The organism is Litoreibacter ponti (genome assembly GCF_003054285.1).
GTDB lineage: Bacteria > Pseudomonadota > Alphaproteobacteria > Rhodobacterales > Rhodobacteraceae > Litoreibacter > Litoreibacter ponti.
On sequence record NZ_QBKS01000001.1, the window covers coordinates 1132908 to 1157461 of the forward strand.

Annotated in this window: 28 protein-coding genes; 18 read left to right on the top strand and 10 right to left on the bottom strand. The window is 62.5% G+C overall.

All coding sequences use genetic code 11. The annotated features are described in order from the left end of the window. Positions 1-243: 243 nt before the first annotated feature. Entirely contained in the window at positions 244-1866 is a 1623-nt protein-coding gene (locus C8N43_RS19430; RefSeq protein ID WP_146174163.1) for a P-loop ATPase, Sll1717 family, read from the top strand. Positions 1867-1893: 27 nt separating this feature from the next. On the opposite strand, the gene thyX is transcribed toward C8N43_RS19430, so the two are convergent. Continuing rightward, positions 1894-2796 (bottom strand): FAD-dependent thymidylate synthase, encoded by a 903-nt coding sequence (gene thyX / locus C8N43_RS05655; RefSeq protein ID WP_107844672.1) that lies wholly within the window; start codon positions 2794-2796, stop codon positions 1894-1896. A 253-nt stretch (positions 2797-3049) separates the two neighbouring features. Between thyX and C8N43_RS05660 the strand changes: the two genes are divergently transcribed. From C8N43_RS05660 to C8N43_RS05680, 5 genes are all read left to right on the top strand, one after another. After that, entirely contained in the window at positions 3050-4009 is a 960-nt protein-coding gene (locus C8N43_RS05660; protein ID WP_107844673.1) for a hypothetical protein, read from the top strand. A gap of 103 nt (positions 4010-4112) precedes the next feature. Continuing rightward, positions 4113-5441 carry a surface lipoprotein assembly modifier gene (locus C8N43_RS05665; protein ID WP_158269917.1) on the top strand — a complete coding sequence of 443 codons (1329 nt, stop codon included), beginning with the start codon at positions 4113-4115 and terminating at the stop codon, positions 5439-5441. Continuing rightward, entirely contained in the window at positions 5441-6322 is an 882-nt protein-coding gene (locus tag C8N43_RS05670; protein ID WP_107844675.1) for a DUF817 domain-containing protein, read from the top strand. The genes C8N43_RS05665 and C8N43_RS05670 overlap by 1 nt, the downstream gene beginning before the upstream one ends. A 25-nt stretch (positions 6323-6347) precedes the next feature. After that, positions 6348-6782, top strand: coding sequence for a VOC family protein (locus C8N43_RS05675; RefSeq protein ID WP_107844676.1), 435 nt, complete (start codon positions 6348-6350; stop codon positions 6780-6782). A 26-nt stretch (positions 6783-6808) separates the two neighbouring features. Next, positions 6809-7486 carry a DUF1194 domain-containing protein gene (locus C8N43_RS05680; protein WP_107846253.1) on the top strand — a complete coding sequence of 226 codons (678 nt, stop codon included), beginning with the start codon at positions 6809-6811 and terminating at the stop codon, positions 7484-7486. A gap of 118 nt (positions 7487-7604) precedes the next feature. On the opposite strand, the gene serS is transcribed toward C8N43_RS05680, so the two are convergent. After that, the gene (gene serS, locus C8N43_RS05685) at positions 7605-8894 is read right to left on the bottom strand and encodes a serine--tRNA ligase (protein ID WP_107844677.1); all 1290 of its coding nucleotides are present in this window, start codon (positions 8892-8894) and stop codon (positions 7605-7607) included. Positions 8895-9069: 175 nt separating this feature from the next. Between serS and yajC the strand changes: the two genes are divergently transcribed. Genes yajC through secF form a run of 3 tightly spaced genes read left to right on the top strand, consistent with a single transcriptional unit; the run spans position 9070 to position 12082 of the window. Beyond that, entirely contained in the window at positions 9070-9390 is a 321-nt protein-coding gene (gene yajC / locus C8N43_RS05690) for a preprotein translocase subunit YajC (RefSeq protein WP_107844678.1), read from the top strand. A gap of 4 nt (positions 9391-9394) precedes the next feature. After that, complete coding sequence (gene secD / locus C8N43_RS05695; protein ID WP_107844679.1) at positions 9395-11065, top strand: protein translocase subunit SecD; 1671 nt, start codon at positions 9395-9397, stop codon at positions 11063-11065. 3 nt (positions 11066-11068) lie between these two features. Beyond that, positions 11069-12082, top strand: coding sequence for a protein translocase subunit SecF (gene secF / locus C8N43_RS05700; RefSeq protein ID WP_107844680.1), 1014 nt, complete (start codon positions 11069-11071; stop codon positions 12080-12082). Here the strand turns inward: secF and C8N43_RS05705 are convergent. Continuing rightward, positions 12079-12348 (bottom strand): hypothetical protein, encoded by a 270-nt coding sequence (locus tag C8N43_RS05705; RefSeq protein WP_158269918.1) that lies wholly within the window; start codon positions 12346-12348, stop codon positions 12079-12081. The two genes, secF and C8N43_RS05705, sit on opposite strands and share 4 nt — an antisense overlap. A gap of 103 nt (positions 12349-12451) precedes the next feature. Here C8N43_RS05705 and C8N43_RS05710 point away from each other — a divergent pair, with 103 nt between their 5' ends. Both C8N43_RS05710 and C8N43_RS05715 read left to right on the top strand, forming a co-directional pair. Next, entirely contained in the window at positions 12452-13213 is a 762-nt protein-coding gene (locus tag C8N43_RS05710; protein WP_245912913.1) for a sulfite exporter TauE/SafE family protein, read from the top strand. A 12-nt stretch (positions 13214-13225) separates the two neighbouring features. Beyond that, the gene (locus C8N43_RS05715; protein ID WP_107844682.1) at positions 13226-13579 is read left to right on the top strand and encodes an Mth938-like domain-containing protein; all 354 of its coding nucleotides are present in this window, start codon (positions 13226-13228) and stop codon (positions 13577-13579) included. Between the two features lie 30 nt (positions 13580-13609). On the opposite strand, the gene C8N43_RS05720 is transcribed toward C8N43_RS05715, so the two are convergent. Next, the gene (locus tag C8N43_RS05720; protein ID WP_107844683.1) at positions 13610-14173 is read right to left on the bottom strand and encodes a hypothetical protein; all 564 of its coding nucleotides are present in this window, start codon (positions 14171-14173) and stop codon (positions 13610-13612) included. Positions 14174-14263: 90 nt separating this feature from the next. Here C8N43_RS05720 and C8N43_RS05725 point away from each other — a divergent pair, with 90 nt between their 5' ends. The 5 genes from C8N43_RS05725 (at position 14264) to C8N43_RS05745 (ending at position 19601) form a co-directional block, all read left to right on the top strand. Continuing rightward, a complete protein-coding gene (locus C8N43_RS05725; RefSeq protein WP_107844684.1) occupies positions 14264-14956 on the top strand; it encodes a hypothetical protein in 693 nt (230 codons plus the stop codon). A gap of 60 nt (positions 14957-15016) precedes the next feature. After that, positions 15017-15802 carry a 5'/3'-nucleotidase SurE gene (gene surE / locus C8N43_RS05730; RefSeq protein WP_107844685.1) on the top strand — a complete coding sequence of 262 codons (786 nt, stop codon included), beginning with the start codon at positions 15017-15019 and terminating at the stop codon, positions 15800-15802. Next, complete coding sequence (locus C8N43_RS05735; protein WP_107844686.1) at positions 15799-16449, top strand: protein-L-isoaspartate(D-aspartate) O-methyltransferase; 651 nt, start codon at positions 15799-15801, stop codon at positions 16447-16449. The genes surE and C8N43_RS05735 overlap by 4 nt, the downstream gene beginning before the upstream one ends. Before the next feature lie 80 nt (positions 16450-16529). Further along, on the top strand, positions 16530-17654 hold the full coding sequence (locus tag C8N43_RS05740; RefSeq protein ID WP_245912914.1) for a peptidoglycan DD-metalloendopeptidase family protein: 1125 nt from the start codon (positions 16530-16532) through the stop codon (positions 17652-17654). Between the two features lie 147 nt (positions 17655-17801). Further along, positions 17802-19601 (top strand): NAD(P)/FAD-dependent oxidoreductase, encoded by a 1800-nt coding sequence (locus C8N43_RS05745; protein WP_107844688.1) that lies wholly within the window; start codon positions 17802-17804, stop codon positions 19599-19601. A gap of 101 nt (positions 19602-19702) precedes the next feature. Here the strand turns inward: C8N43_RS05745 and C8N43_RS05750 are convergent, their stop codons facing one another. Genes C8N43_RS05750 through C8N43_RS05765 form a run of 4 tightly spaced genes read right to left on the bottom strand, consistent with a single transcriptional unit; the run spans position 19703 to position 22199 of the window. Then, positions 19703-20542, bottom strand: coding sequence for an ATP-binding protein (locus C8N43_RS05750; protein ID WP_107846255.1), 840 nt, complete (start codon positions 20540-20542; stop codon positions 19703-19705). 7 nt (positions 20543-20549) lie between these two features. Further along, positions 20550-21452, bottom strand: coding sequence for a twin-arginine translocase subunit TatC (gene tatC / locus C8N43_RS05755; protein WP_107844689.1), 903 nt, complete (start codon positions 21450-21452; stop codon positions 20550-20552). Continuing rightward, positions 21449-21946 (bottom strand): Sec-independent protein translocase protein TatB, encoded by a 498-nt coding sequence (gene tatB / locus C8N43_RS05760; RefSeq protein ID WP_107844690.1) that lies wholly within the window; start codon positions 21944-21946, stop codon positions 21449-21451. Before tatB ends, tatC begins: the two co-directional genes overlap by 4 nt. Before the next feature lie 28 nt (positions 21947-21974). Further along, complete coding sequence (locus tag C8N43_RS05765) at positions 21975-22199, bottom strand: twin-arginine translocase TatA/TatE family subunit (RefSeq protein WP_107844691.1); 225 nt, start codon at positions 22197-22199, stop codon at positions 21975-21977. A gap of 218 nt (positions 22200-22417) precedes the next feature. Here C8N43_RS05765 and C8N43_RS05770 point away from each other — a divergent pair, with 218 nt between their 5' ends. Continuing rightward, positions 22418-22738: a hypothetical protein gene (locus tag C8N43_RS05770; RefSeq protein ID WP_107844692.1), complete on the top strand. Its 321-nt coding sequence runs from the start codon at positions 22418-22420 to the stop codon at positions 22736-22738. 3 nt (positions 22739-22741) lie between these two features. After that, positions 22742-23452, top strand: a complete 711-nt coding sequence (locus C8N43_RS05775) for a helix-turn-helix transcriptional regulator (protein WP_107844693.1) — start codon at positions 22742-22744, stop codon at positions 23450-23452. Here C8N43_RS05775 and C8N43_RS05780 read toward each other — a convergent pair. Both C8N43_RS05780 and C8N43_RS05785 read right to left on the bottom strand, forming a co-directional pair. Beyond that, on the bottom strand, positions 23427-23978 hold the full coding sequence (locus C8N43_RS05780) for a peptide-methionine (R)-S-oxide reductase (protein WP_158269919.1): 552 nt from the start codon (positions 23976-23978) through the stop codon (positions 23427-23429). The two genes, C8N43_RS05775 and C8N43_RS05780, sit on opposite strands and share 26 nt — an antisense overlap. 100 nt (positions 23979-24078) lie before the next feature. Further along, a complete protein-coding gene (locus C8N43_RS05785) occupies positions 24079-24396 on the bottom strand; it encodes a hypothetical protein (RefSeq protein WP_107844695.1) in 318 nt (105 codons plus the stop codon). Positions 24397-24554: the final 158 nt, after the last annotated feature.

The following is a 24554-nucleotide window of genomic DNA, read 5'->3' on the forward strand; positions in this document are numbered from 1 at the left end:
TGTAACTTGGACTCAGGGCGCCTGACCCATCTAGCTCAGTCTTTCGTCGAAACCCTAGCGCGGACGGGATGAAACAATTGCGCTTTCTGCAGGCTAGGTACACAACGCCCTTGGTATCCTTTGTTCCCATCTCAAGAAAAAATTTGACTACATCACTAATACTTTTCAGTCCGCTGCTTCAATAATTATCTTTCATTCCATACTACTCACATATACTCCAGGGCGCAATCGAGAGGCGACACAATGAAGAAGAGAATTTATTCGAAAGATATCAGCTTCGGCGACATTGATGCACGCCATGAGATTCTCGCTCGAGACGAGCGAAAGCAACAATTATTTCTGGACTCTTTTTTTCTGCCTCCCTCTCTGAACATCGACAAACTAAGAAACGGTGAACGGTTTCTAGTCTGCGGACCAAAGGGAAGCGGGAAGACCGCCTGCCTAAGGTATCTGCAAAATCAACTCGATAAAAACAAAAACTCCAAATCAAAATTTATCGTATTCAGAGATGATGTGACAACACAAGATCGAGAAAAAATAATTGGCTTGTCGAAGATTCGATTATACGAGACACAGCCCGACGACGAAAGCGATGAGCATGATCCACTGGCCATGGACTGCCTAAGCGCCTGGCAATTATTCATTCATAGAGAAATTGCAGACATAATTAGTAGGAGCCATGATTTTTGCGCTAAAACACCTGATGTTCTTGGCTACATCAAGCTATTGAACTCTTTCTTTTCACAGTATCGCACGGGCGTTTTTAAGAAAATTTTACAAAGCATTACAAAGGGAAGAATTAAAATATCTGGATTCGGTCAAGGTTTTGAGGCAGAGGCCGAGTTCATTGACAGACACGGCAACATAGATGTCTCCGAATTTGTGCGGTACTGCAATGGCATTGTGACCAACTTAGACTTCAATGCTGAGCTTAGTGATCCTAGAATAAATATATTCTTTGACGAGCTCAATATTAGTTTTGTTTCTGGGCTGGATTTTAGGCAAAATGCAGTTTTAATTCGTGATCTAGTTTCAGCCTGCGGAACACTTAACTCCAAGTTTTCAGAACATAGTCTGCCAATCTTTATTTATACAGCCATTCGAAGCGAAGTGGCAGACTCGGTCGAAAGCAGTGTTCGTGAGTTAAAAAAATGGATTGACGATCAAGCCGAATTCGTCGATTGGTACACACCAAGAACAGACTATAATGAACAACCCATACTAGGCCTACTCAATCGACGAATCGCCGCGAACGAACACAGGCAATTAGGCTTGAGTGAAATTCCAAATGAAATTGAATGGAACTTATATTTCGATCCAAAAGTTGGGAATATTCCGTTTCAGAACTTTCTACTATTTGAAACTTGGGGTCGGCCACGAGATTTGGTACGACTTTTTAAAAGCGTCACGCCGCACCTCGAAGACCATGAAAGGTTTGGGGGTCGGTCGTTTGCGTTCGGCGCTAAAAGCTATTCGAAAAGTTGCTGGGATGAAAAGCACGATGAATTGAATGCTAAATACCCTCAGTCGGCAATAGAAACAATAAAGCGGTTTCTGCATAATTTCGACGGAACTTTTTCAAGGAGCCAGTTTGAAACTCGGGTTATCCAAATCTCCGGCTCTGATCCGAGAGCAAAACAATTTTTTAATGATCGAAATTTGGACGTCTTCCTTGAAGACTTGTACAAGGTTGGCATCCTAGGCAATATTTTGAAGTCCAAAAAAGGCGGTAGCTATCCTTCCTACCTTTACACTGGATTGACGACTTTCAATGCGCACGACGTAATGTGTGTGCACCGCTCTCTCTGGAAAGAACTGGGGTTAACCAACTCTCAAAAACTCCAAAGCAAACCTAAGCGCAAATAGGCGAAAAACAGGTTAGAACTATTACATCTAGAATAAGTGCTCAAACTCCCGCCACTCACCCTTTGACATCCCAGAAGTCTCCTGCGTGACCTTCTCGCCCGCCAGCATCCGCCGCACGCAGTCCAGCGCCTTGCCGGACAGCTGGGCGCCGCCCAAGCGGTAGTCCTCGAACGCGCCGTAGGCGGCGGGGACCCAGTCCTTAACCACCTCGCAGATCGCATCGGCATAGACCCGGATTTCATACTGCGCGTGGCTGTCGGCCCGCAGGCGCAGGAAGTGGAACAGGTTGTGCAGGTCCACCTTCCAGTACCATTGGGTGTAGATGTTGGCGGGCAGGTTCATCCGCGCCAGCTCCCGCGCGAGGCCCTGCTGGTCATCCTGGCTGATCATCTCCTCGTAGTGATCATAGGCGCGCGTGCTGTCATCCTTGAGGTAGCGCAGGACGCGGTCGGCCTCCTCGCCGCTCAAGGCCTCGCCCCGGCCCTGATTGTTGACCACGGATTGCGCGGCGAGGTCCTCGGGCGCGGGGATGTAGAACTCCCGGTCGAGGATCGAGTAGCGCGCGGAGTACTCGTTGACATTGGCGGTGCGGTGCCGGATCCACTGCCGCGCGACGAAGACCGGCAGCTTCACGTGCAGCTTGATCTCGCACATCTCGAAGGGCGTCGAGTGCCAGTGGCGCATCAGGTAGCGGATCAGCCCCTCGTCGTTCTGCACCGACTTGGTGCCGCGCCCGTAGCTGACCCGCGCCGCCTGACAGATCGCTGAATCGTCGCCCATGTAATCGATCACCCGGATGAAGCCGTGGTCGAGCACCTCGTGGGCGGTGTAGAGATGCGCCTCCATCCCCGGCACGGTGGCGCGCAGCGTGGGCTGGGTGTTGGCGCGCAGCTCTGCGATTTCGGTGGCTTGGTCTGGGGAGATGGGCATGGAACGGCCTCCGGCCTGCAAGAGAATCGTCGGGGTGAGACCACATCTTGCGGCACCGGCCCCCATCACATCAAGATACTGTGAGAGTTATCCACAGAAGAGGCCCAAAATGCCCCCGCCCCGGGCGATTGTTTGGCAACACTCCACAATTAGCCCCCAAATCCCCCGTCACCGCCGTTGACTTTTGCGCCGACCCGGCGGATTTTCTCGCCCAAGATGCTTAATGCGTCACTCCGGGCAGTGAGACACAGATATGAACCTGAACTACGCGACCAAGGCCATTGGTATTCTCTCGATTTCGGCCCTGATGGCCTGCGGCGGCGGCGGCGCGGGTGGCTCCAACCCCGTAACTGGCGGCCCGAACGCCGCGATCGACCCGGTCGACCCGGTCGATCCGACGGCACCGACCATCAACGGCATCCCGACGGAACTTGCCAACAACCTGCTTGCGGTGACGTTCGACCCGGGCTCGGGCAACCTGCTTCTTGAATTGCAATCCTTTGATGCGCCGGGCGAGAGCGGGATCTACGTGCGCAACCCGGCGATCGACAGCGCGATCAATGGCTATCAAGCCTACACGCGCCAGGACGACCCCAATGATCGCTTCTTTCTTGCCATCAACGGCGTAAGCGCGGGCGGCGAAGTCCGCGCCGTCGCCGTGACCGATGGCGGTCAGTTCAACCGCTTCTTCGGCGGCGGGTTCTATGAGCAAGACGGATCGTACAGCGCGCCTCGGACCACGGGCCTCGTTTCCTACGCAGGGCGCTACGCGGCGACGACCAACCTGAACGCGACCGGTGCCAACCTGCTGCCCCAACCTCCGGGCAGCCCCCCGCCCCCGCGCGAGCCCGCGACGATCGAAGGCGATATCTTCATCAACCTCAGCTTCAGCGACAACGGTGTGAACGGGCAGATCTTCAATCGTGAATTCTCCGAATATCCGGCGATCACCCTGCCCGATATCCGCCTGGTCGAAGGCGTCCTGAACGCGGACGGCTCGTTCCTGGGCGACACCGAGATCGAGGTTGAGCGGCGTAATGGCGCATTTGGCGGCACCCTTGGCGGGGAGGATGGCACGGCGCTCGCGGGCGTGACCAGCATCTCCGACTTCTCGGACGATCTGGATAACGAAGCCGAATATGGCATCTTCGTGCTTGAGCGGTGCGGAACAGCGAACGAAGATGCGGCGCTGTGCGCGGGCTCCAACCCGTAATCGGTCGCCCCGCGTGCCGGGAGCAGGCCACATCAGAGCCGGACTTGGCATCCTAAGACGATCGGGCCGGTCTCTGGCCCGAACCTTGGCGACTTGCCTGCTGTTGTCAGGCACCGCTGCCGCACAGCCAGTCGAAGTCTCCCTTGATCAGGGCTTTCAGATCGCGCGGCGGGCCTTCGCCCAGCAGAACTACGCCCTTGCGCATCTCATCGCACAGCAAATCCTGCAGGCGAAGCCGAAGGATGTCCCGGCCTTATTGCTGTCCGCCGCCAGCGCACCCTATGTCGGACGAGCGAAGGATGGACGGTTGGACGCCCGCAAAGCGTATCTTTCAGCCGAAAGCCCCGCGCAAAAGCGCAGCGCAGCGACCTTCGCCGCCGTTGCATCGGCACAAGAGAAACGCCCCCTCCTGACCCAGCTCTGGCTGCGCCGCGCCTACCAGCACAGCGAGACAGAGCAGCAGCGATCCAACATCTCCGCACAATACCGCAAGTACCGGCAGATAAGCCCTGTCCGGCTGTTCTTTTCGGCGACCGTGGCGCCAAGCTCGAACCTGAATGGCGGAGCGGATTCGCAGTTCCTGACGATCGACGGGATCTACCCGGTGGGCGTGCTCAGCGGCTCGGCACAGGCACTCAGCGGAACCCGCGCAACCGTTCGCGGACAACTCACCTACACCCTGTCGGAAGCCACTACCCGCAAAACGACGCTGAGCGTGTCCGGCAGTATTTCGCGGGTCGATCTGTCGGGCGAGGCGAAGGCCCTCGCCCCAGACATCTCGAGCCGCGATCTTGGCGATACGCAGCTGGGCGTGTCCTTGCGCCACCAGATCGCCCCCGGACGCAAACCGATCCCCGACACGTATTCTTTGGGCGTCGGGCAAACATGGTTCGGCGGCGAGAGTTACTATACCTATCTGACGCTTGGTCTCGGGCGCCAGTTCCGCGTGGGGCAAGATGCGATCGTGCGGGTGGGCGCGGAAAACACCCGGCAGTTTTATGAGGACGGGCGTTCAACCCGTGACATCTCGACCCTGCGGGCCGGAATGACCCGCCGCGTGCGCGAGGGCGACCTGTTAAGCTTCAACCTGTCGCTCAGCCGCTCCAATTCGGACACCCAAAACGATCGCTACGAGGCGGTCTACGCGTCGCTTGGATACGAGCTGGGCGAGCCGATCGGGCCGGTCTCGGTCGCGGCCACGATTGGTTATGGCGAGACCCGATATGACAACTACACGCTCGGCTTCTTCCGCGTCCCCGGAGGCCGCGTCGACAAGACCACGCGGCTCAGCCTCGACCTGACTCTGAGCGAGACCGGCTATCTTGGGTTCGTGCCGCAAATCAACATCGCGCATAACCGCACGCAATCCAATGTCAGCCGGTTCGAACGCTCGACCACGGGGGTCGGATTGAGCTTCGTCAGCGCCTTCTGATGCCCCGCTTCTCCACCCGCGGGATCGAGCGGCGGCTGGGCGACGGGGTCCGCGCGCGGCTTACTGGATGGCCGGGCGAGCTGTTGATGTTCTTCCTCAAACAGGGATGGGCCGCGCTGTTCGGGCTGCTGTTCATCGTGGCGCTGATCGCGACCAAGCTGGTATGGCAGGACGACTGGACGCTGCAAAGGTATGACGGGCTGTTCATCTTCGCCGTCACCACGCAAGCCGCGATGCTGTGGTTCAAGCTGGAGACCTGGGACGAGGCGCGGGTGATCTTGCTGTTCCACATCACCGGCACGGCGATGGAGCTGTTCAAGATCCACATGGGCTCGTGGTCCTACCCGGAGCCGGGGCTCTTCGTGATCGGCGGGGTGCCGCTGTTTTCAGGGTTTATGTACGCCTCCATCGGCAGCTACATCGCGCGGGTGATCCGCATCTTCGATATGCGCTTCGCGCCCTACCCGCCGCTCTGGCTGACCTTTGCCTTCGGGGCGGCGATCTACGTCAACTTCTTCGCCCACCACTTCCTCCCCGACATCAGGCTGGCGCTGTTCGCGGGCACGCTGATCCTGTTCGGGCGCACGCGCATCTGGTTCTACGTGGGCCGCACGCCGCGCTGGATGCCGATGCCGCTGGCCGCGTTGCTGGCGGCCTTCGTCGTCTGGATCGCCGAGAATGTCGGCACCATGACCGGCACCTGGATCTACGCGGGCCAATCGGCGCTGGAGATGGTGAGCTTCGCCAAGATGGGGTCGTGGTACCTGCTGCTCTGGGTCGCCTTCGTGACGGTCACGCTGGTGTCGCGCGGCGCCCTGTCGCGCGCGGCGCTCAAACCGGGCCCGCGCCCCTCGCCTTCCGCGCCCGGGACGCTAGACTAGAAGGGACAGCAACTCAGGAGCCCCCATGAAAGTCGAATATCTGCACACGATGGTCCGCGTGAAGGACCTGGAGAAATCCATCGCGTTCTACAAGATGCTGGGCCTCGTCGAGCGCCGCCGCAGCGAGAATGAGGGCGGGCGGTTTACCCTGGTGTTCCTCTGCCCGCCCGATCAGGCCGACGGCCACGCCGATGTGGAGCTGACGTATAATTGGGACGGCGATGACGGCCTGCCGTCCGACAGCCGCCATTTCGGCCACCTCGCCTACCGGGTCGAGAATATCTACGAGATGTGCCAGCAGCTGATGGATGCGGGCGTGACGATCAACCGCCCGCCGCGCGACGGCCACATGGCTTTCGTGCGCTCGCCCGACAACATCTCGGTGGAGCTCTTGCAGATGGGCGACGCCCTGCCGCCGCAAGAGCCCTGGGCGTCGATGGAGAACACCGGACATTGGTGATCCGCGCCGCCGCGCTCGCGCTGGCCATGACGGCCGGCGCGGCGCAGGCCGTCTGCCGGCAGGCGCTGATCCTCGGGCTCGATATTTCGGGCTCTGTGGATGGCGCGGAATATAACCTGCAGCTGCACGGCCTCGCCTCCGCGCTGACCTCGCCTGCAGTCAAGGAGATGGCGCTGGCCGCGCCCGAGGTCCCGGTGCACCTGCTGGTCTTCGAGTGGTCGGGCGTCAGCCTGCAACGCGTGCTCGTCGACTGGACGCCACTGACGTCTGAGGCCGCGATCGATAGGATCGCCAACACGCTGCTGAGCACCCGGCGCATCTCCCGCAAGGGGGCCACCGCCATTGGCCGGGCGATGGACTACGCCGAATACCAGTTCCGCCAGGGCCCCGATTGTTGGACCCGCACGCTGGATCTGTCCGGCGACGGCAAAAACAACGACGGCAATTTCCCGGAGCTGGTGCGCCAGCAGCCCCGCTTCAACAATATCACAATCAACGGCCTGGTGATCGGCTCCGATGTCTCGCGCGGTCGCGACGAGCGGCAGATGGAGCTGATGGAGCTGTCAGCCTATTACCGTCGCCGCGTAATCCACGGCCCCGGCGCCTTCATCGAAGTCGCACTGGGCTTCGCCGACTACGCCCGCGCGATGGAGCGCAAGCTGCTGCGCGAACTGGAGGGTCTCGTCGTGGGCCAGCTCGACTAGGCTCTTTCTTTGTTCCGCAAATACGGTGGGGGTGTGGGGGCAGCGCCCCCACCGACAAATCGGGGGTGCGGGGGCGGAGCCCCCGCGTGGCGACGCGGCAAAGCCGCGGCGCAATCCCTCAGATCAGGGTGCCAAGCGGGTCGAGAACGGTGTTGCCGCCGAGATACGGGTGCAACGCCACCGGCAGCTCGACCGAGCCATCGGCCTGCTGGCCGTTCTCCAGTACCGCGATCAGGCAGCGCCCCACCGCAAGGCCGGAACCGTTAAGCGTATGCACAAACTCCGGCTTGCCGCCGCCCTCGGGCTTGAAGCGCGCGTTCATCCGGCGGGCCTGGAAGTCGCCGCAGACAGAGACAGAGCTGATCTCGCGATATGTCTGCTGTCCGGGTAACCAGACTTCGATGTCATGGGTCCGGCGCGCGCCGAAGCCCATGTCGCCCACGCAAAGCACAACGGTGCGGTAGGGCAGCAACAGCTCCTCCAGGATCGCCTGCGCAAAGCCGGTCATCCGGTCCAGCTCGGCCCGGCTCTCGTCCGGGTGGGTGATCGAGACCATTTCGACCTTCTCGAACTGGTGCTGGCGCAGCATCCCCGCCGTGTCGCGCCCGGCCGAGCCTGCCTCCGAGCGGAAGCATTGCGAATGAGCCGTCAGACGCATCGGTAGTTGCCCCGCCTCCAATGTCTCGCCGTTGACGATATTGGTCAGCGTCACCTCGGAGGTGGGGATCAGCCACTGCCCGTCGGTGGTCTTATAGCTGTCCTCGCCAAATTTCGGCAGCTGCCCCGTGCCATACATCATGTCTTCGCGTACCAGCACCGGGGTCCAGGTCTCGGTCAGGCCATTGGCGATATGGGTGTCGAGCATGAACTGCGCCAGGGCCCGGTGCAGCCGCGCAACCGAGCTCTGCAGCACAACGAACCGCGCGCCCGACAGTTTCGCGCCCAGCTCGAAATTCATCCCCGCCTGAACGCCGGGCAGCTCGTAATGCTCCTTGGGCACAAAGGGGAAGCGCCGGGGCGTGCCCCAGCGGTGGATCTCGACATTGTCGTCCTCATCCGCGCCGGGGGGCACATCGTCGAACGGAATATTTGGAAGCGACATCAACAGGTTATTGAGGCGCACGTCTTCGGCCTGGGCCTCTTCGCCCAGCCGCGCCACCTCGGCCTTCTTCTCGCCCACAAGGGCGCGCAGGCGCTCAAACTCGGCCTCATCGCCCTTGGCCTTGGCCGCGCCGACCTCCTTGGAGGCCGCGTTCTGCGCGGCCTTGGCCTCTTCGGCGGCCTGGATCTTGGCGCGCCGGGCGGTGTCGATAGCCAACACATCGGCAGAGGACACATCCGCGTTCCGCGCTTTCATGGCGGCGTCAAAGACCTCTGGGGTCTCGCGGATCATGCGGATGTCATGCATCTGTCTGGTGTCCTTGTTTACATGTTGAACGTGAGGCCCCATATGCCCCATCACAAAGTCCAATTGAACCACTAAAATCGACCGCTTGCCGCCTTGCGGCCCCCATGGGCCGCGGATAGGGTGCGCGGCAACCCGAAAAGGCCCATCAGAGGCCCAGAAACGAAAAGGACCGCAGATGTTCGTCACACCTGCTTACGCTCAGGCCGCCGGTGGCGGGGGCAGCACGCTCGCACAGTTTATCCCGCTGATCCTGATCTTCGCGATCATGTACTTCCTGCTGATCCGCCCTCAGCAAAAGAAGCTCAAGGAACACGCCGCCATGGTCGAGGCCGTGCGCCGCGGCGACCAGATCATCACCCAAGGCGGGATCGTGGGCAAAGTCGTCAAAGTGAAGGAAGACGGCGAGGTCGAAGTGGAGATCGCCGATGGCGTCAAGGTCCGCGTGATCAAGTCCACCATCGCCACCGTTATGTCCAAGACCGAACCGGCGAAGTAGCACCATGATCCAGATGTCCACCTGGCAGCGCATCGTCGTTGTGCTGACGGTGCTGGTGGGGCTGACGCTCGCCATGCCCAACGGGTTCTACACCACCGTCGAGCGCCACAATGACGCCGTCGCGGCCATGGAGGGCGGCGCGCCCGCCACGCCAGAGCTGACCGCGGATGCCGCCGGGTGGCCAGGCGCCCTGCCCTCGTCGCTGGTCAATCTTGGCCTGGACCTGCGCGGCGGCGCGCATCTGCTGGCCGAGGTGCAGGTCGAGGACGTCTACGAGAGCCGCATGGACGGCTACTGGCTGCAGGTGCGCGACGCGCTGCGTGATGCACGCGACACGGTCGGCACAATCCGCCGCCAGCCCTCTGCCGGTGACGAGCTGAAGGTCAAGATCTCCAACCCCGCCGGGATGGCAGAGGCCGTGCGACTGGTCCGCGCCATTGCGACGCCGGTGGTCAACCTGACCGGCTCGTTTGACAATGACATCGAGGTCGAGGGCGCGGGCGACATCCTGACCGTGCGGCTCAGCGAGGCCGAACAGCTCGCCACCAATGATCGCACCATGCAGCAATCGCTGGAGATCATCCGCCGCCGCGTCGACGAGGTCGGCACCCGCGAGCCGACGATCCAGCGCCAGGGCGAGCGCCGCATCCTGATCCAGGTGCCGGGCATCGGCTCTGCCACCGAGCTGAAAGAGATCATCGGAACCACTGCCAAGCTGACCTTCCATCCTGTTATTGGCCGCACCCAGAACCCCAACGAGCGCACGACCGGGCGCCAGCTTCTGGTCCCGTCGATTGACCCGCAGGAGCAAGGCACCTTCTACATTCTCGAGCAGACCCCGGTCGTAACCGGCGAGGATCTGGCCGACGCGCAGCCTGCGTTTGACCAGAACGGCTTCCCGGCGGTGACCTTCCGCTTCAACCCATCGGGCGGGCGCGCCTTCGGCTTGTTTACGGCGGAAAATGTCGGCGCGCCTTTCGCGATCGTGCTGGATAACGAAGTGATCTCCGCCCCCGTGATCCGAGAGCCGATCCTTGGTGGCTCCGGCCAGATCAGCGGCAACTTCACGGTGCCGGAATCGACGAACCTTGCCGTGCTGCTGCGCGCCGGTGCCCTGCCCGCCGAGATGACCTTCCTTGAAGAACGCACCATCGGACCCGAGCTGGGCCAGGACAGCATCGACGCGGGCAAGATCGCCACTGTTGTGGCATTCATTGCCGTGCTGATCTTCATGTTCCTCAGCTACGGCACGTTCGGGCTGTTTGCCAATGTGGCGCTGATCATCAACATCGGGCTGATCTTCGGTCTGCTGTCGCTCATCGGGGCCACGCTGACCCTACCCGGTATCGCGGGCATCGTGCTGACCGTGGGTATGGCCGTGGACGCCAACGTGCTTGTCTTCGAGCGTATCCGCGAGGAACTCAAGACCTCCAAAGGCCCCGCGCGGGCCATCGAGCTCGGCTACGAGAAGGCCCTGTCAGCCATTCTGGACGCCAACATCACCACCTTTATCGTGGCGGTAATCCTGTTCGTGATGGGCTCCGGCCCGGTGCGCGGCTTCTCCATCACCCTTGGCCTCGGGATCATGACCTCGGTCTTCACCGCGCTCTACGTGACGCGGTTGATGATCGTGATCTGGTTCGAGCGCCGACGCCCCAAAACGATCGAGGTCTGAGACATGCGTTTGAAACTTGTCCCCCAACAAACCTCGTTCGACTTCTTCGGGAAATGGAAGCTGTGGCTGGGTATCTCTGCCCTGCTGATCGTGATCGGCTTCGCGTCCTTCATCATTCAGGGCCTGAACTACGGCATCGACTTCCGTGGTGGTACAACGATCCGCACGGAAAGCACGCAAGCCGTCGATATCGGCGCTTACCGTGCGGCGCTTGAGCCCGCGGGGCTCGGCGACATCTCGATCACCGAGGTGTTCGATCCGACCTTCGGGCCGGAGCAAAACGTGGCCATGGTCCGTATCGAGGCGCAGGAAGGTGACGAAGCGGTGACGCCTGCGACCATCCAAGCCGTCGAAAACGCGCTGCGCACCGTGGACCCCGACATGAAATTTCCATCGGTGGAATCCGTCGGCCCCAAAGTCTCCGGCGAGCTGATCCAGACCGCGGCCATCGCCGTGATCCTCGCCATCGCGGCGGTGCTGATCTACATCTGGCTGCGCTTCGAGTGGCAATTCGCACTCGGCGCCGTCGCGGCGCTGGTCCATGACGTGGTGCTGACACTGGGCATCTTCTCGGAGCTGCAGATCAAGTTCGACCTCGCCATTATCGCGGCGCTGCTGACTATCGTGGGCTACTCGATCAACGACACCGTGGTGGTGTTCGACCGGGTCCGCGAGAACTTGCGCAAGTACAAGACGAAGGATCTGTCAGAGGTCCTGAACCTCTCGATCAACGAGACGCTGTCGCGGACGATGATGACCTCTGTCACGACCCTGCTGGCGCTGATTGCCCTGTTCATTCTTGGCGGCGATGTGATCCGCGGCTTCGTCTTCGCGATGATCTGGGGCATCATTGTCGGCACCTACTCGTCGATCTTCGTGGCCTCGACCATCCTGCTGTGGCTGGGCGTGAAGCGTGACTGGTCGAAGAAGGCGGTCACCACCGGCGGGCGCTACGACCACGTCGAACGACAGGCCGAGAAAGACGCCGCAAAGGACGCAGAGCGCGAAGACACTTAGTAGTTGGAGCCCCAGGCGCCGGTCTTGGCTTTCTTCGCTTTCTCGCGCTGATATTGCGCTTCAAGCGCCAGGCGGCGTTGCCGCTCGGACAGGTCGGTGCGGGGAGCGGGCTCCGATACCTTTGGCGTCTCAGCGGACTTGAAAGCCGTCGTGCCATTCAGCCGCGTCCAGCCTTGCAGCTGAAAGCTGGAGCCGTTTTGCAGCGTCAGGGTATTTGATCCCGTCTCCGCGAAAGCAGCGGGACCAGCGGTCAGGGTGGCAAACATGGCCAGAGCAATGAAGTGTTTCATGGAGTCTGGATGCACCAGGACGCCGATCACACGCAAAGCACAGTTGCGCGACGCGCCGTGAGGTGATCCTTTCGGCGCCATGGAAACGCTTCTCGCCCGCTTCGCCCCCGAGACCTCTGTGCCGGAGCTGGCGGCCCTCATGGCAGCCGCGATCATGGCGGGGCTCGTGCGCGGCTTTTCCGGGTTCGGCACCGCGATGGTCTACATGCCCGTGGCGGGTCAGGTGCTGCCGCCGGTCTGGGCGGTTACCACCATGGTCGTGATGGATGCCATAGGCCCGCTGCCCAATGTCCCGCGCGCCCTGCGCGACGGCAAGCCGCGCGATGTCGCACGGATTGCACTTGGCATGCTGGTGATGACCCCCGTGGGGCTCTATGCGCTGCGCACCATGCCGCCGGAGGCGTTTCGCTACACGGTCTCCGTTGTGACGCTTGGCCTGCTGGTGCTGCTGGTGGGCGGGCTGCGCTACCGCGGCGCGCTGACGCCGCGGCTGCTATACGTCACGGGCGGTGTGGGTGGGCTCTTTGGTGGGGCGACGGGTCTCGCCGGGCCGCCGGTGATCATGCTCTACATGGCCTCGCTGGAGATAACCAAAGTGATCCGCGCCAACCTGCTGCTGGTGCTAGTCTGCGCCGATGCGATCGTTCTGGGCCTGCTGGCGCTCACCGGCGAGCTGCGATCCAGCGCCATCGCCCTAGGGCTGGCGGTCATGGGCCCCTACCTGCTGGCAAACATCGCTGGCGCCGCTATGTTCAACCCCGACCGTGCGGTGCTCTACCGCCGCGTGGCCTATGTGATCATCGCGGCCTCCGCCCTGTCGGGGCTGCCTTTGTGGGACTGAAGAGAGACGACCATGCGACTGACCGAGATCAGCTATGACAACGCGCCGCCCGTCGAAGGCTACGGGCCCGGCTTCTTCCGGATCGGCGGCGAGGTGGTCGAAGGTGGGGTTTTGCTGCTGCCATCCGAGCGCTTTTCGTGGGCCGGGTTTGAGGACAGCGCGACGATCATCAGCCGTGCCGAAAAGCTCGACGTTCTTTTCATCGGCACCGGGGCGGAGATCGCGCATATCCCACCCGCCCTGCGAGACGCGCTGGAGGGTGCCGGCATCGGGGTCGAGATCATGGCCACCCCCACCGCCTGCCGCACCTACAACGTGCTGCTGTCCGAGGGTCGCCGCATCGGCGCCGCGCTGATCCCGGTGTAAGCGCAAGGTCGATGGACCAGGGCGGTCGGCTCAGCGGTAGTCAGCGCGCTCCTGGGTCATGGCGCTCAGCTTCGCATCGGCGCTTCTCTCGAGCGTCAGCTCATCCATCATACCCATCTCGTCGAGCGTAACCGCGCCCTTCGTGACGAATGCTTCCTGCCCCGTCGCGGTCAGACGGAAATTCTCGAAGGTGAAGCCGGTCTCGGTCTCAGTAATCCGGCGCCCGTATTGCCAGACGCGGCCCTTTTCGTTCTTTGCCGTGTAGCGGCATTCGCCGACAACGCGGAAGCAATTATGCGGCGTGTAGGTCGTGACCTTGCCGCCCGGGCGCGTGAGCGACAGCATGCGGCCGTCGCTGTCATAGCGCGCGGTGCCGTAGAGCCCGCCATCAAGCCCCTTGCCCCGCCCGTTCCAGTACGTGACGACATAGACGCCGTCCTGCTCTCCTTCGAAATGGTGGGTGCGCCGCGTGCCGTCGGAGACAAGATATGTGACGGATGAGCCCGGCGCGATCTCTGCCATCTGAATGCGGATATCGGCCTGGGCCGTTTGCGTCAGGCACGCGCAAACCCCTGCCAGTAGAAGATATTTCATATCTGTCTCCGATCGATGCGGTTGAAGCAGGTCCGTCCCGCCTTAAATCTGGCAGACCCAGCCCGGCCTTGTCAAAGGAGCCCTGCCCCCATGAAAGCCATTCTGCTGCTTGTCGCCGCCATTGCCTTCGGCATTGCGCCCTTCGTGACCGAAGGTTTTGCGGGCTTCCGCCCCGACCAGTTCCCGGTCCCCCAGGATGACGCGCCGGTGCAGCCTGCGGGCTACGCCTTCTCGATCTGGTCGGTGATCTATGTGTGGCTGCTTCTCTCTGCCGTGGTCGGCGTGTGGCGGCACCGCGACGATGCAGCCTGGGACGCGGCGCGGGTGCCGATGATTGTCTCGCTGTGCGTCGGCGCGTTCTGGATCAAGGTCGCGACCCTGTCGGTGATCTGGGCAACGGTGCTGATATGGGTCATGCTGCTGGGGGCGCTCTGGGCGCTGATCGCGGGCCGCACCATCACCCCCGGCTGGGAATTCTCCTGGCCCACGGGATTATATGCAGGCTGGCTGACGGCGGCTTCCTGCGTCTCCATCGGGCTTTTGGGTGCGGGATACGGCTTTGGCCCTGCACAGAGCTGGGCCATCGCCATGATCCTTGTCGCCCTCGTTCTGGGCGTCACCGTGCTGCGCGCATCGGGCATCTGGACCTACGGCGTGGCGCTTGCATGGGCGCTGATCGGCATTCTTGTCGCCAACGGGATGAGCGTGGTAGGCGGACTGGCCCTTGGCGGCGCTGTGGTGATTGCAGCACTGACGTTGAGGCAGTTGCGCCCGGCGGCCTGAGCACGCTTTACGGCTTGCCCCGATCCGCCTAACACTGCGCCAAAAAGGGCGGTCCGCACCATGCGCATTCTCATCACCAATGACGACGGTATCAACGCGCCGGGGCTGAAAGTCCTCGAAGACATCGCGGCAGAGGTCGCGGGCCCGGGTGGCGAGGTCTGGGTCGTGGCCCCCGCTTTCGAGAAATCGGGCGTGGCCCATTGCATCAACTACGCCCACCCCACCATGATCGTGCAGATGGACGAGCGCCGCTTCGCCGCCGAAGGCGCACCGGCCGATTGCGTGCTGGCGGGCGTGCACGAGGTCATGGGCCTCGCCCGGCCGGACCTGATCCTGTCGGGCGTGAACAAGGGCAACAATTCCGCCGAGAACACCGTCTATTCCGGCACCATCGGCGCGGCCATGGAGGGTGCGCTGCAAGGCGTGAAATCGATCGCGCTGTCGCAATTCTACGGGCCCGCCAACCTGAGCCTCGACAACCCGTTCGAAGCGGCGGCGCAGCACGGCGCGGCACTTATACAAAAGCTGCTCGATCACGGCTCCTGGGGTGGTGAGACCTACCAGACCTTCTACAATATCAACTTTCCGCCTGTCGCCGGAGCGGACGTCAAAGGCCACCGTGTCGTGGCGCAGGGCCTGCGGCCTTCGGGCGGGTTCGGCGTGGAAAGCCACCTGCCACCGAACGGGCGCAAATACCTCTGGATCAAGGGCAACCCGCAAAATGTGGACTCGGGCGAGAATACGGATGCCACTGTCAACCTCGAGGGCTGGATCTCGGTCACCCCCATGCGCTGCGACCTGACCGCCCACGATCTGCTGGCGGAGCTGGAGGCCAGCTTGGGATGACCGAGGCCGACGCAGAGGCGGAGCGCAAGATGCAGTTCCTCTACGCCCTGCGCTCCAAGGGTGTGATGGACCCGCGCGTGTTGACGGCGATGGAGAAGGTCGACCGCGGCCGCTTCGTCACCGGCACCTTCGCCGACCGCGCCTACGAGGACATGCCCCTGCCGATCTCCTGCGGGCAGACGATCTCGCAGCCCTCCGTCGTCGGCCTGATGACCCAGGCGCTGGACGTGCAGCCGCGCGACAAGGTGCTGGAGGTCGGAACGGGCTCCGGTTACCAGGCGGCGGTGCTCAGCCACCTCGCCCGCCGGGTCTATTCCGTCGACCGCCACGCGGCCCTGACGCGCCTGGTGCGCAAGCTCTTTCAAGAGCTCGACATCACCAATGTGACCATCGTCACCGGCGACGGCAGCTTCGGGCTGCCCGAGCAGGCTCCGTTCGACCGTATCCTGGTCACCGCAGCCGCCGAAGATCCGCCCGGTCCCCTCTTGGCGCAATTGCGCGAGGGGGGTATCATGGTGGTGCCCGTGGGCCAGTCCGACGCGGTGCAGAGCCTTATCAAGGTGAGCCGCACGGCCCAAGGGTTTGATTACGAAGAACTAATGCCCGTCCGCTTTGTACCTTTATTGGAAGGTTTGGGGCAGGACTGAAACCATAAAAGCCCAGATATAAGGGCCGTGGATTGAGGATGAGGAAGATGCGGAACCCCCGTTTCAGCAAGTTGTTGCCTATGGTAGCGCTCGGATTTGGGCTGGCGGCCTGTGACAGCAATGTCGGCACGCGGCTTGCGAACCTGGATTTGGACCTGCGCGGCACCGCCGGGGGGCTTGATACCTCCAGCGCGGCGCGCACCGCCACCCAGAACCGCCCGCGCCCGGATGCGCGCGGCATCATTTCGTACCCGAACTACCAGGTGGCGGTGGCAGAGCGCGGCGACACGGTCGCTGATGTGGCCACCCGGATCGGGGTGAACCCGCAGGATCTGGCGAGCTACAATGGCCTGCGCCCTACCGACAAGCTCAACAAGGGCGAGGTGCTCGCGCTGCGCAGCCCGGTCACTGCGGCCCCTGCGCCGGGCGACGAGACCCGCCCGCTCGATATCACTCAGATCGCCACGACAGCCATCGGTCGCGCGCCCCAGACGCCGGGCGCCGACGCCGCGCCGCGGGTCGACGGGCCAGAGCCGATCCGCCATCAGGTCGCGCGCGGCGAGACTGCCTATTCGATCGCCCGGCTCTACAATGTCTCGGCCCGCTCGCTGGCGGACTGGAACGGGCTTGGCGCCGATCTTGAGGTGCGCGAAGGCCAGTATCTGCTGATCCCGGTGGCGCTCGACGGCACGCAAACCGTCAAGGCCGCCCCGGTCGAAACTGCCGCGGTGATCACACCGGGCGCGGGCACGCCCACGCCGCCTCCGCCCTCTGCCGTGAAACCCCTGCCCGACGAGAAGATCGAACCCAAGCAGACCGCCGCCCCTGCGGCTGCGGCCCCGAAAGCCACGGCTGCGCCGAAGCTGCTAACGCCCGTGTCAGGCGAAGTTCTGCGCCCCTACAAGAAGCGCAGCAATGAGGGCATCGACATCGCGGCCTCTGCCGGAACGCCCGTGAAGGCCGCCGCCGATGGCGAGGTCGCCGCGATCACCCGCGATACCGATCAGGTACCGATCCTCGTGCTGCGCCACCCCGGCAATCTGCTGACGGTCTATGCCAATATCTCCGACATCACGGTGAAGAAGGGCGACAAGGTCAGCCGCGGAAAGTCCATCGCCAAGGTCGGCAAGGGCGATCCCAGCTTCCTGCATTTCGAGGTTCGCGAAGGCTTTGAAAGCGTCAATCCGGCGCCATTCCTGAAGTAGACCGCTCGCCATTCAAACACCAGAAAAGGCGCAGCGATGCGCCTTTTTTTCTGCGCGCGATTGGCGTCAGGAATAGATTACCTAGCGTCAACGCAAACCCTCTGGCATGCTCCGTCTCCTAAGAGACAAGAATTCAGGGAGAGACACATGCTTGACACGACCGTCACCGACGAGACCCAGACCTTCCTCGACACGTTCGGCGCGGCCCTTGAGGCGGGCGATATCGCCGCCGCAAAAGAGATGTTTCAGGAGGATTGCTATTGGCGCGATCTGGTCACCTTCACATGGAATATCAAAACGGTAGAGGGCAAGGATCAGGTCGAGGACATGCTCAAGCATCAACTGTCCACGACAAAGCCGCGCAACTGGAAGATCGCCGAGGACGAAATGCCAACGGAGGATGGTGGCATCACCACCGCCTGGATCAGCTTCGAGACGGATGTGGCCCGAGGCTACGGCCTGATCCGCCTAAAAGACGGCAAGATCTGGACCCTGCTGACCACCATGGCCGAGCTCAAGGGCCATGAGGAGCCTGCGGGCTTCGCCAGACCTCTGGGCGCAAAGCACGGCGCGGGCAAGGCCCGGATGACCTGGAAGGAAGAGCTGGAGAAGGAAGCCTCCGAGCTGGGCTATGATACCCAGCCCTACTGCCTGATCATCGGCGGCGGGCAAGGCGGCATCGCCCTTGGCGCGCGGCTGCGCCAGCTTGGCGTGCCTACGATCATTGTCGAGAAGAACGAGCGCCCCGGCGACAGCTGGCGCAACCGCTACAAGTCGCTCTGTCTGCATGACCCGGTCTGGTACGACCACCTGCCGTACATGAAGTTCCCCGACACCTGGCCCGTCTTCGCGCCCAAGGACAAGATCGGCGACTGGCTGGAGATGTACACCAAGGTGATGGAGCTGAACTACTGGACCCGCACCACCGCCAAGTCGGCGGAGTATGACGCGGCCAGCGGCGAATGGACGGTCGTGGTCGACCGCGACGGCGAAGAGGTGGTCCTGAAGCCCAAGCAGCTGGTCATGGCCACCGGTATGTCGGGAAAGAAGCGCATGCCGGACTTCCCCGGCATGGACAAGTTCAAGGGCGTGCAACAGCACTCGTCCGAGCATGACGGGCCCGACCAGTGGTCCGGCAAGAAGGTGGTCGTCGTCGGCTCAAACAACTCCGCCCATGACATCTGTGCGGCCCTTTGGGAGCATGACGCCGATGTGACGATGGTGCAGCGCAGCTCCACCCATATCGTGCGCTCAGACACGCTGATGGAGATCGGGCTGGGCGATTTGTATTCGGAGCGGGCAGTGAAATCCGGCATGACCACCGAGAAGGCCGACCTGATCTTTGCCTCCCTGCCCTACGCGATCCTGCATGAGTTTCAGATCCCCGCCTACGCAGCGATGAAGGAGCAGGACAAGGACTTCTATGATGGGCTCGAGAAGGCCGGCTTCTGGCTTGACTGGGGCGACGATGACAGCGGGTTGTTCATGAAATACCTGCGCCGCGGCTCGGGCTATTACATCGACGTGGGCGCGAGCCAGTTGATCATCGACGGCGAGGTGAAGCTGAAGCGCGGCCAGGTGGTCGAGCTGGACGAGACGGGGGTGATCCTCGATGACGGAACGCATCTGGACGCCGATCTGGTGGTCTATGCCACCGGCTACAACTCAATGAACGGCTGGGTCGCCGATCTGATGGGCCAGGACATGGCTGACAAGCTGGGCAAGGTCTGGGGGCTGGGCTCTGACACGACCAAGGATCCCGGTCCGTGGGAGGGCGAGCAGCGCAACATGTGGAAGCCCACCCAAGTGCCCAACCTGTGGATGCATGGTGGCAACCTGCACCAGTCGCGGCATTACTCGCAATTTCTCGCGCTGCAGCTGAAGGCCCGGATGGAGGGCCTCCCCACGCCCGTTTACGGGCTACAGGAGGTGCATCACCTGTCGTAAGGCGCGTCGACGCGCCTTGGAAAAAACCGCCTTCGAAGGCGGTTTGGAACGCGAGGTCGACCTCGCATCCATGAAGGCCGTTCGAACGGCCTTCCCCGCGCCTAGACTTGCAAGCCGCGCCGCCCGGCCAGATCGGTGAAATACTGCCACGCCACGCGGCCCGAGCGGCCGCCGCGGGTCTGCTGCCACTCGATGGCCTCGGCCCGCAGCGTGTCCGCATCGATCTCGACGCCGTAGGCCGCGCAGTAGCCGTCGATCATGGCGAGGTATTCATCCTGATCACAGGCATGAAAGCCCAGCCACAGCCCGAACCGGTCGGACAGCGACACTTTCTCTTCCACGGCTTCGGATGGGTTAATGGCAGAACCGCGCTCATTCTCGATCATGTCACGCGGCATCAGGTGGCGGCGGTTCGATGTGGCGTAGAAGATCACATTCTCCGGCCGCCCCTCGATCCCACCATCGAGCACCGCTTTCAGAGATTTGTAATGCTGATCGTCATGGGAAAAGCTCAGATCGTCGCAATAGAGCACGAAGCGATGCTCCGCCCCGCGCAGCAGGTTCAACAGCCGCCCGATGGACGGCAGGTCCTCGCGCTGAACTTCGACCAGTTTCAGCGGCAGGCCTGAGGCGACGATGTCACCATGCACGGCCTTCACCAGCGACGACTTGCCCATCCCACGCGCGCCCCACAGCAGCGCATTGTTCGCCGCAAAACCCTTGGCAAATTGCAGCGTATTGGCGTGCAGCGTGTCGCGCGCGCGCTCAATGCCCACCAGCAGCTCCAACGCCACGCCGTTCACATCGGCCACCGGGGCCAGCCGGTCCGGCTCCACATGCCACAGGAAAGCCGACGCACCGTCGAAATCAGGGGCCGCACCGGGCGGCGGCGAGATACGCTCCAAGGCGGCCGCGATGCGGTCCATCGGGTCGTCGATCATGCTCATCTTACGGACCACGATCCTCGACGTGGTCCTCGCTCAGATCGTCATCCTCGTCGTCCCACAGGCCCTCTTCGCGCAGCTTGACTTCGCGCTCTTTCTCCACGCGGCGCACAAGGAAGATCGACACCTCGTAGAGCCCGTAGACCACCACAAACAGGATGATCTGCGTCAGTACATCGGGCGGCGTCACCAGACCCGCCACGGCCAGGATGCCAACGATGGCGTATTTGCGCACATGCTTCAGCCCCTCGGCAGAGACCAGCCCGGCCTTGCCCATGAGCGTCAGAAGAACCGGAAGCTGGAAGCACAGCCCGAAGGCCACGATCATCTTCAACGTGATGTCGAGGCTCTCGTTCACCTTGCCGTTAAAGACAATGTCGATGCCCGTATCCGTCGTCGCCTGCGCCACATCCTGCGTGGCGACCAACGCGGCCACAAAGGACGGGATATCGGCAAAGCCTAGGAAGAAGCGCATCGCCAGCGGCACGACGATGAAATGCGCAAAGGCCGCGCCAAGCAGGAACATCAGCGGCGAGGCCAGAAGGAACGGCAGGAAGGCCGATTTCTCGTTCTTGTAGAGCCCCGGCGCCACGAAGCGCCACAGCTGATGCGCGATCACCGGGAAGGAAACCATAAGGCCGCCCACGATGGAGATACGCACAAGGGTGAAGAAATATTCCTGCGGCGCGGTGTACTGCATCACCGGGTTCGGGTTGCCCAGCTCGCGCATCGTGGTCTCGATCGGCACCAGCAGGAAGTCCAGTAGCATCGAGCCGAAGGAGAAGCAGATCACCATGCCGACCACAAAGGCCAGCACGGAGCGGATCAGGCGGGTGCGCAGCTCGGCCAGATGCTCGATGAGCGGGGCGGAGCTGTCTTCGATCTCGTCGGGGCGCGCGTCGCTCATGCGTCACTGGCTTTCTTCGGGGGCGTCTCTGGCTCGGGCGCGGCGGCAGGCGCTGCGGTCTCATCTGCCTCGGGCGCGGCTGGCTCCTCGGCCGCCTTGGCAAAGGCCTGTCCTTGCGCCGCGGCAGCCGCATTGGCGGCCTTCACGGCTTCGACACGGGCGCGGGCGGCCTCTGTCTCGGCCTTGCGCTTCTGCGCCAGCTTGCCGGTCTCGGTGTCGTCATCGAAGGCATCGAAATCCACCGCGTCCTTCACCGCCTTGGAGGCGCTGTCGGCGGCGGCCTTAGCCGGGTTCACCGCGGCCTGAAAGGTCTTCTGCACATCGGCCACCCCTGCCCCATCGGCTGCATCTTCCATCGCGCGGCTGAAATCGCGCGCCATGCGCTTGGCCTTGGCGGTGAACTTGCCAAGCTCGCGGAACATGCCGGGCAGGTCCTTGGGACCCACGACAATCAGCGCCACAACGGCGACGATGAGGATTTCGCTCCAACTCATGAAAGAGCTCCTTGCGGCTGGGGCGTCTTCAGGTCTTGTCTTTTTCGTCTTCGGTTTCCGGCGTCACGTCGCGCGCGACCTCGGCATCCTGGTCTTCGAGCTCCTTGGTGCCGTCCTTGACGCCCTTCTTGAAGGAGCTGATGCCCTTACCAACCTCGCCCATCATGGACGAGATCTTGCCCCGGCCAAACAGGACAAGAACGACGACGGCAAGCAGCAGCCAGCCGAGCGGCGGCATGTTGTTGATGAACATTGGGGTGAGCACGGGATTGGCCTCCGATTGGGAATGGGTGTCTCTTGCTTCTATCTAGGCGCGCGCCCTGCCGGAAGGAAGCGCGAAACCCCAATTCGCGACCATTCGGCGGGATTTTTTGCCAAAGCTCCGGGTTTACGGAAGCCTCCTGACAGGTTTATGTCAGTTGTGGGGTGCCACAAAGGCCATATCGAAACAGAATCACAGGATCAAATCGAATGACCACGCACACATCTGACGGCCAGGTGGCCGAAATCGTGACCTTCCGCCTCAAAGACGGTGTCAGCGACACCGATTACCTGGCGCTGACCCACCCCAGCCACGCCTTTGTGAGCTACGCACGCGGCTTCGTGACACGCAGGCTCTCCAAGGGGGCGGACGGCACCTGGACCGACTACACGATCTGGCAAAGCCTCGACGACGCCAAGGCCGCCCAGGCGGACTTCATGGCGCAGGATTTCGCCCCCGCCATGGTCGGCGCAATTGACGGCGACACGATGCGCATGGAGCACCAGCAGGTGCTCTGGGCCCCGGGCTAGTCGGTGCGGCGCACCGACCGCCTCTTTGACCTGATCCTGTTGCTCAGGGATGGCAGGTTGCACCGCGCCGAGGATCTGGCGCGGCGGCTGGAGGTGTCGGTGCGCACGATCTACCGCGACATGGAAACCCTGCAGCTCAGCGGGGTTCCCGTCGAGGGGGAGCGAGGTATGGGCTATATGATGACCGCGCCGATCACCCTGCCCCCACTGAACCTGACGTTGACCGAGCTGGAGGCGCTGCATCTGGGCATGGCCATCGTCGGGGAGGCGGCGGATGAAGAGCTGCAATCCGCCGCGGCCTCCCTGTCGGCCAAGATCGACGCGGTGCTGCCCGAGGACCGCGCGACCCCGCCCACGGGCTGGGGTTTCGCCGTCTACCCGTTCAAGGACGCCGCGGGGGGCTTCCGCTTCATGCCGCAGCTGCGCACGGCGATCCGGACCCGCCAGAAGCTCAAGATCACCTACGCCACCGCCGAAGGCGCGCCGGAGGACCGGGTGATCCGTCCGCTGCAGATGGAATATTGGGGGCGGGTTTGGACGGTGTCCGCCTGGTGCGAGCTGCGCGCCGATTTCCGGGTGTTCCGCACCGACCGCATCCGCGCGCTCAAGCCGCTCGCCGAGCTTTTTGTCGACGAGCAGGGCAAGTCACTCGCGGACCTCATGGCCCGCGAGAAGGCGCAGCATGGGCCTATGCCGACGCAGGCTGGAATGTAAGCGATGTGCCGTTGATGCAATGGGTCATCTTGCCCTCGACCAGCAGGTAATGCCCCAGATGGCAGCCGCAGCGGCGGCAGTGAATCTCGGTCAACGGGGTCTTGCCGGTCCCCATGGCGCCGTATTCCGGGGTCGGCCCGTCGATATTGGTCATCACGGACGCGGGCTCCGGATGAATGAAGAACACCCAGCCCTTGCCCTCGACGAAGGTCTTCCAGCGGCCGTCAAAAACCTTCAGCTCGCAGCCCTTGCAGTGGTAGCTGCCTTCGCGCTTCTCCTCCCACAGGGTGCCGGTCCGCTGGCCCTCGGTGTAGCCCTCGCGCAGGATCTCGTATTCGCGCTCGCTGAGCTGCGCGCGCCATTCCGCGTCTGACTTGGTGACCTCGTAGACGTAATCGATATTCGCCCCCGCGGCCACGCGCGCCTTGGCGGGCGCGGACAGGCCCAGGGTCGAGACCGAGGCCGCGCCGCAGGCCAGCAAGGCGCGGCGGCTGAGATGCGTTTGATCGGATGTCGGGCTTGGCATGGCGGTGTCCTCCGGGACAGGGAATGGGATGGGCGCAAAAAAAGGGCCGCTGGTGGGCGGCCCTTTCATGGTCACAGACGCAAGCCTGTCGCGGACGGGCTTAGTTGCCGCGCGAGATGTTTTCCAGCTCTGCTGCCATTTCCGCGGCGGAGTCGCTGTTGTCGAAGAATTCTTGTGCTTCGAGGATCTTCTGCTTGCCGACGGTGTCAGCTTCGAAGAATGCCTGACGCTCGGCTGCGCTCATGTTGCCCAGGGCAAGACGCAGGCGGGCGGCGGTCACGTTGCCCATGGAGCCCTCGCGCACGATGGTCTCTGCGGCGGAGCTGTTGCTCATCGCGAAGAGTTCAGCGGCGGATTGGGCAAAAGCGGGGGCAGCGAAGACAAGGCTGGCCGCAGCGGTCGCAAGGATGGTCTTCATTTGGTCTCTCCAATTCTTTACGTAAAGAACCCCGACCACAGGCTTAAACAGCTGTGCGGGGCACACTCCCATTGCAAAACGCAAATTTTACAAGGGCCTGCATGAATTAATTACGTAGTTGCCGGGTGCGCAGCAGGGCCGAAAACCCGGTTTTTCTT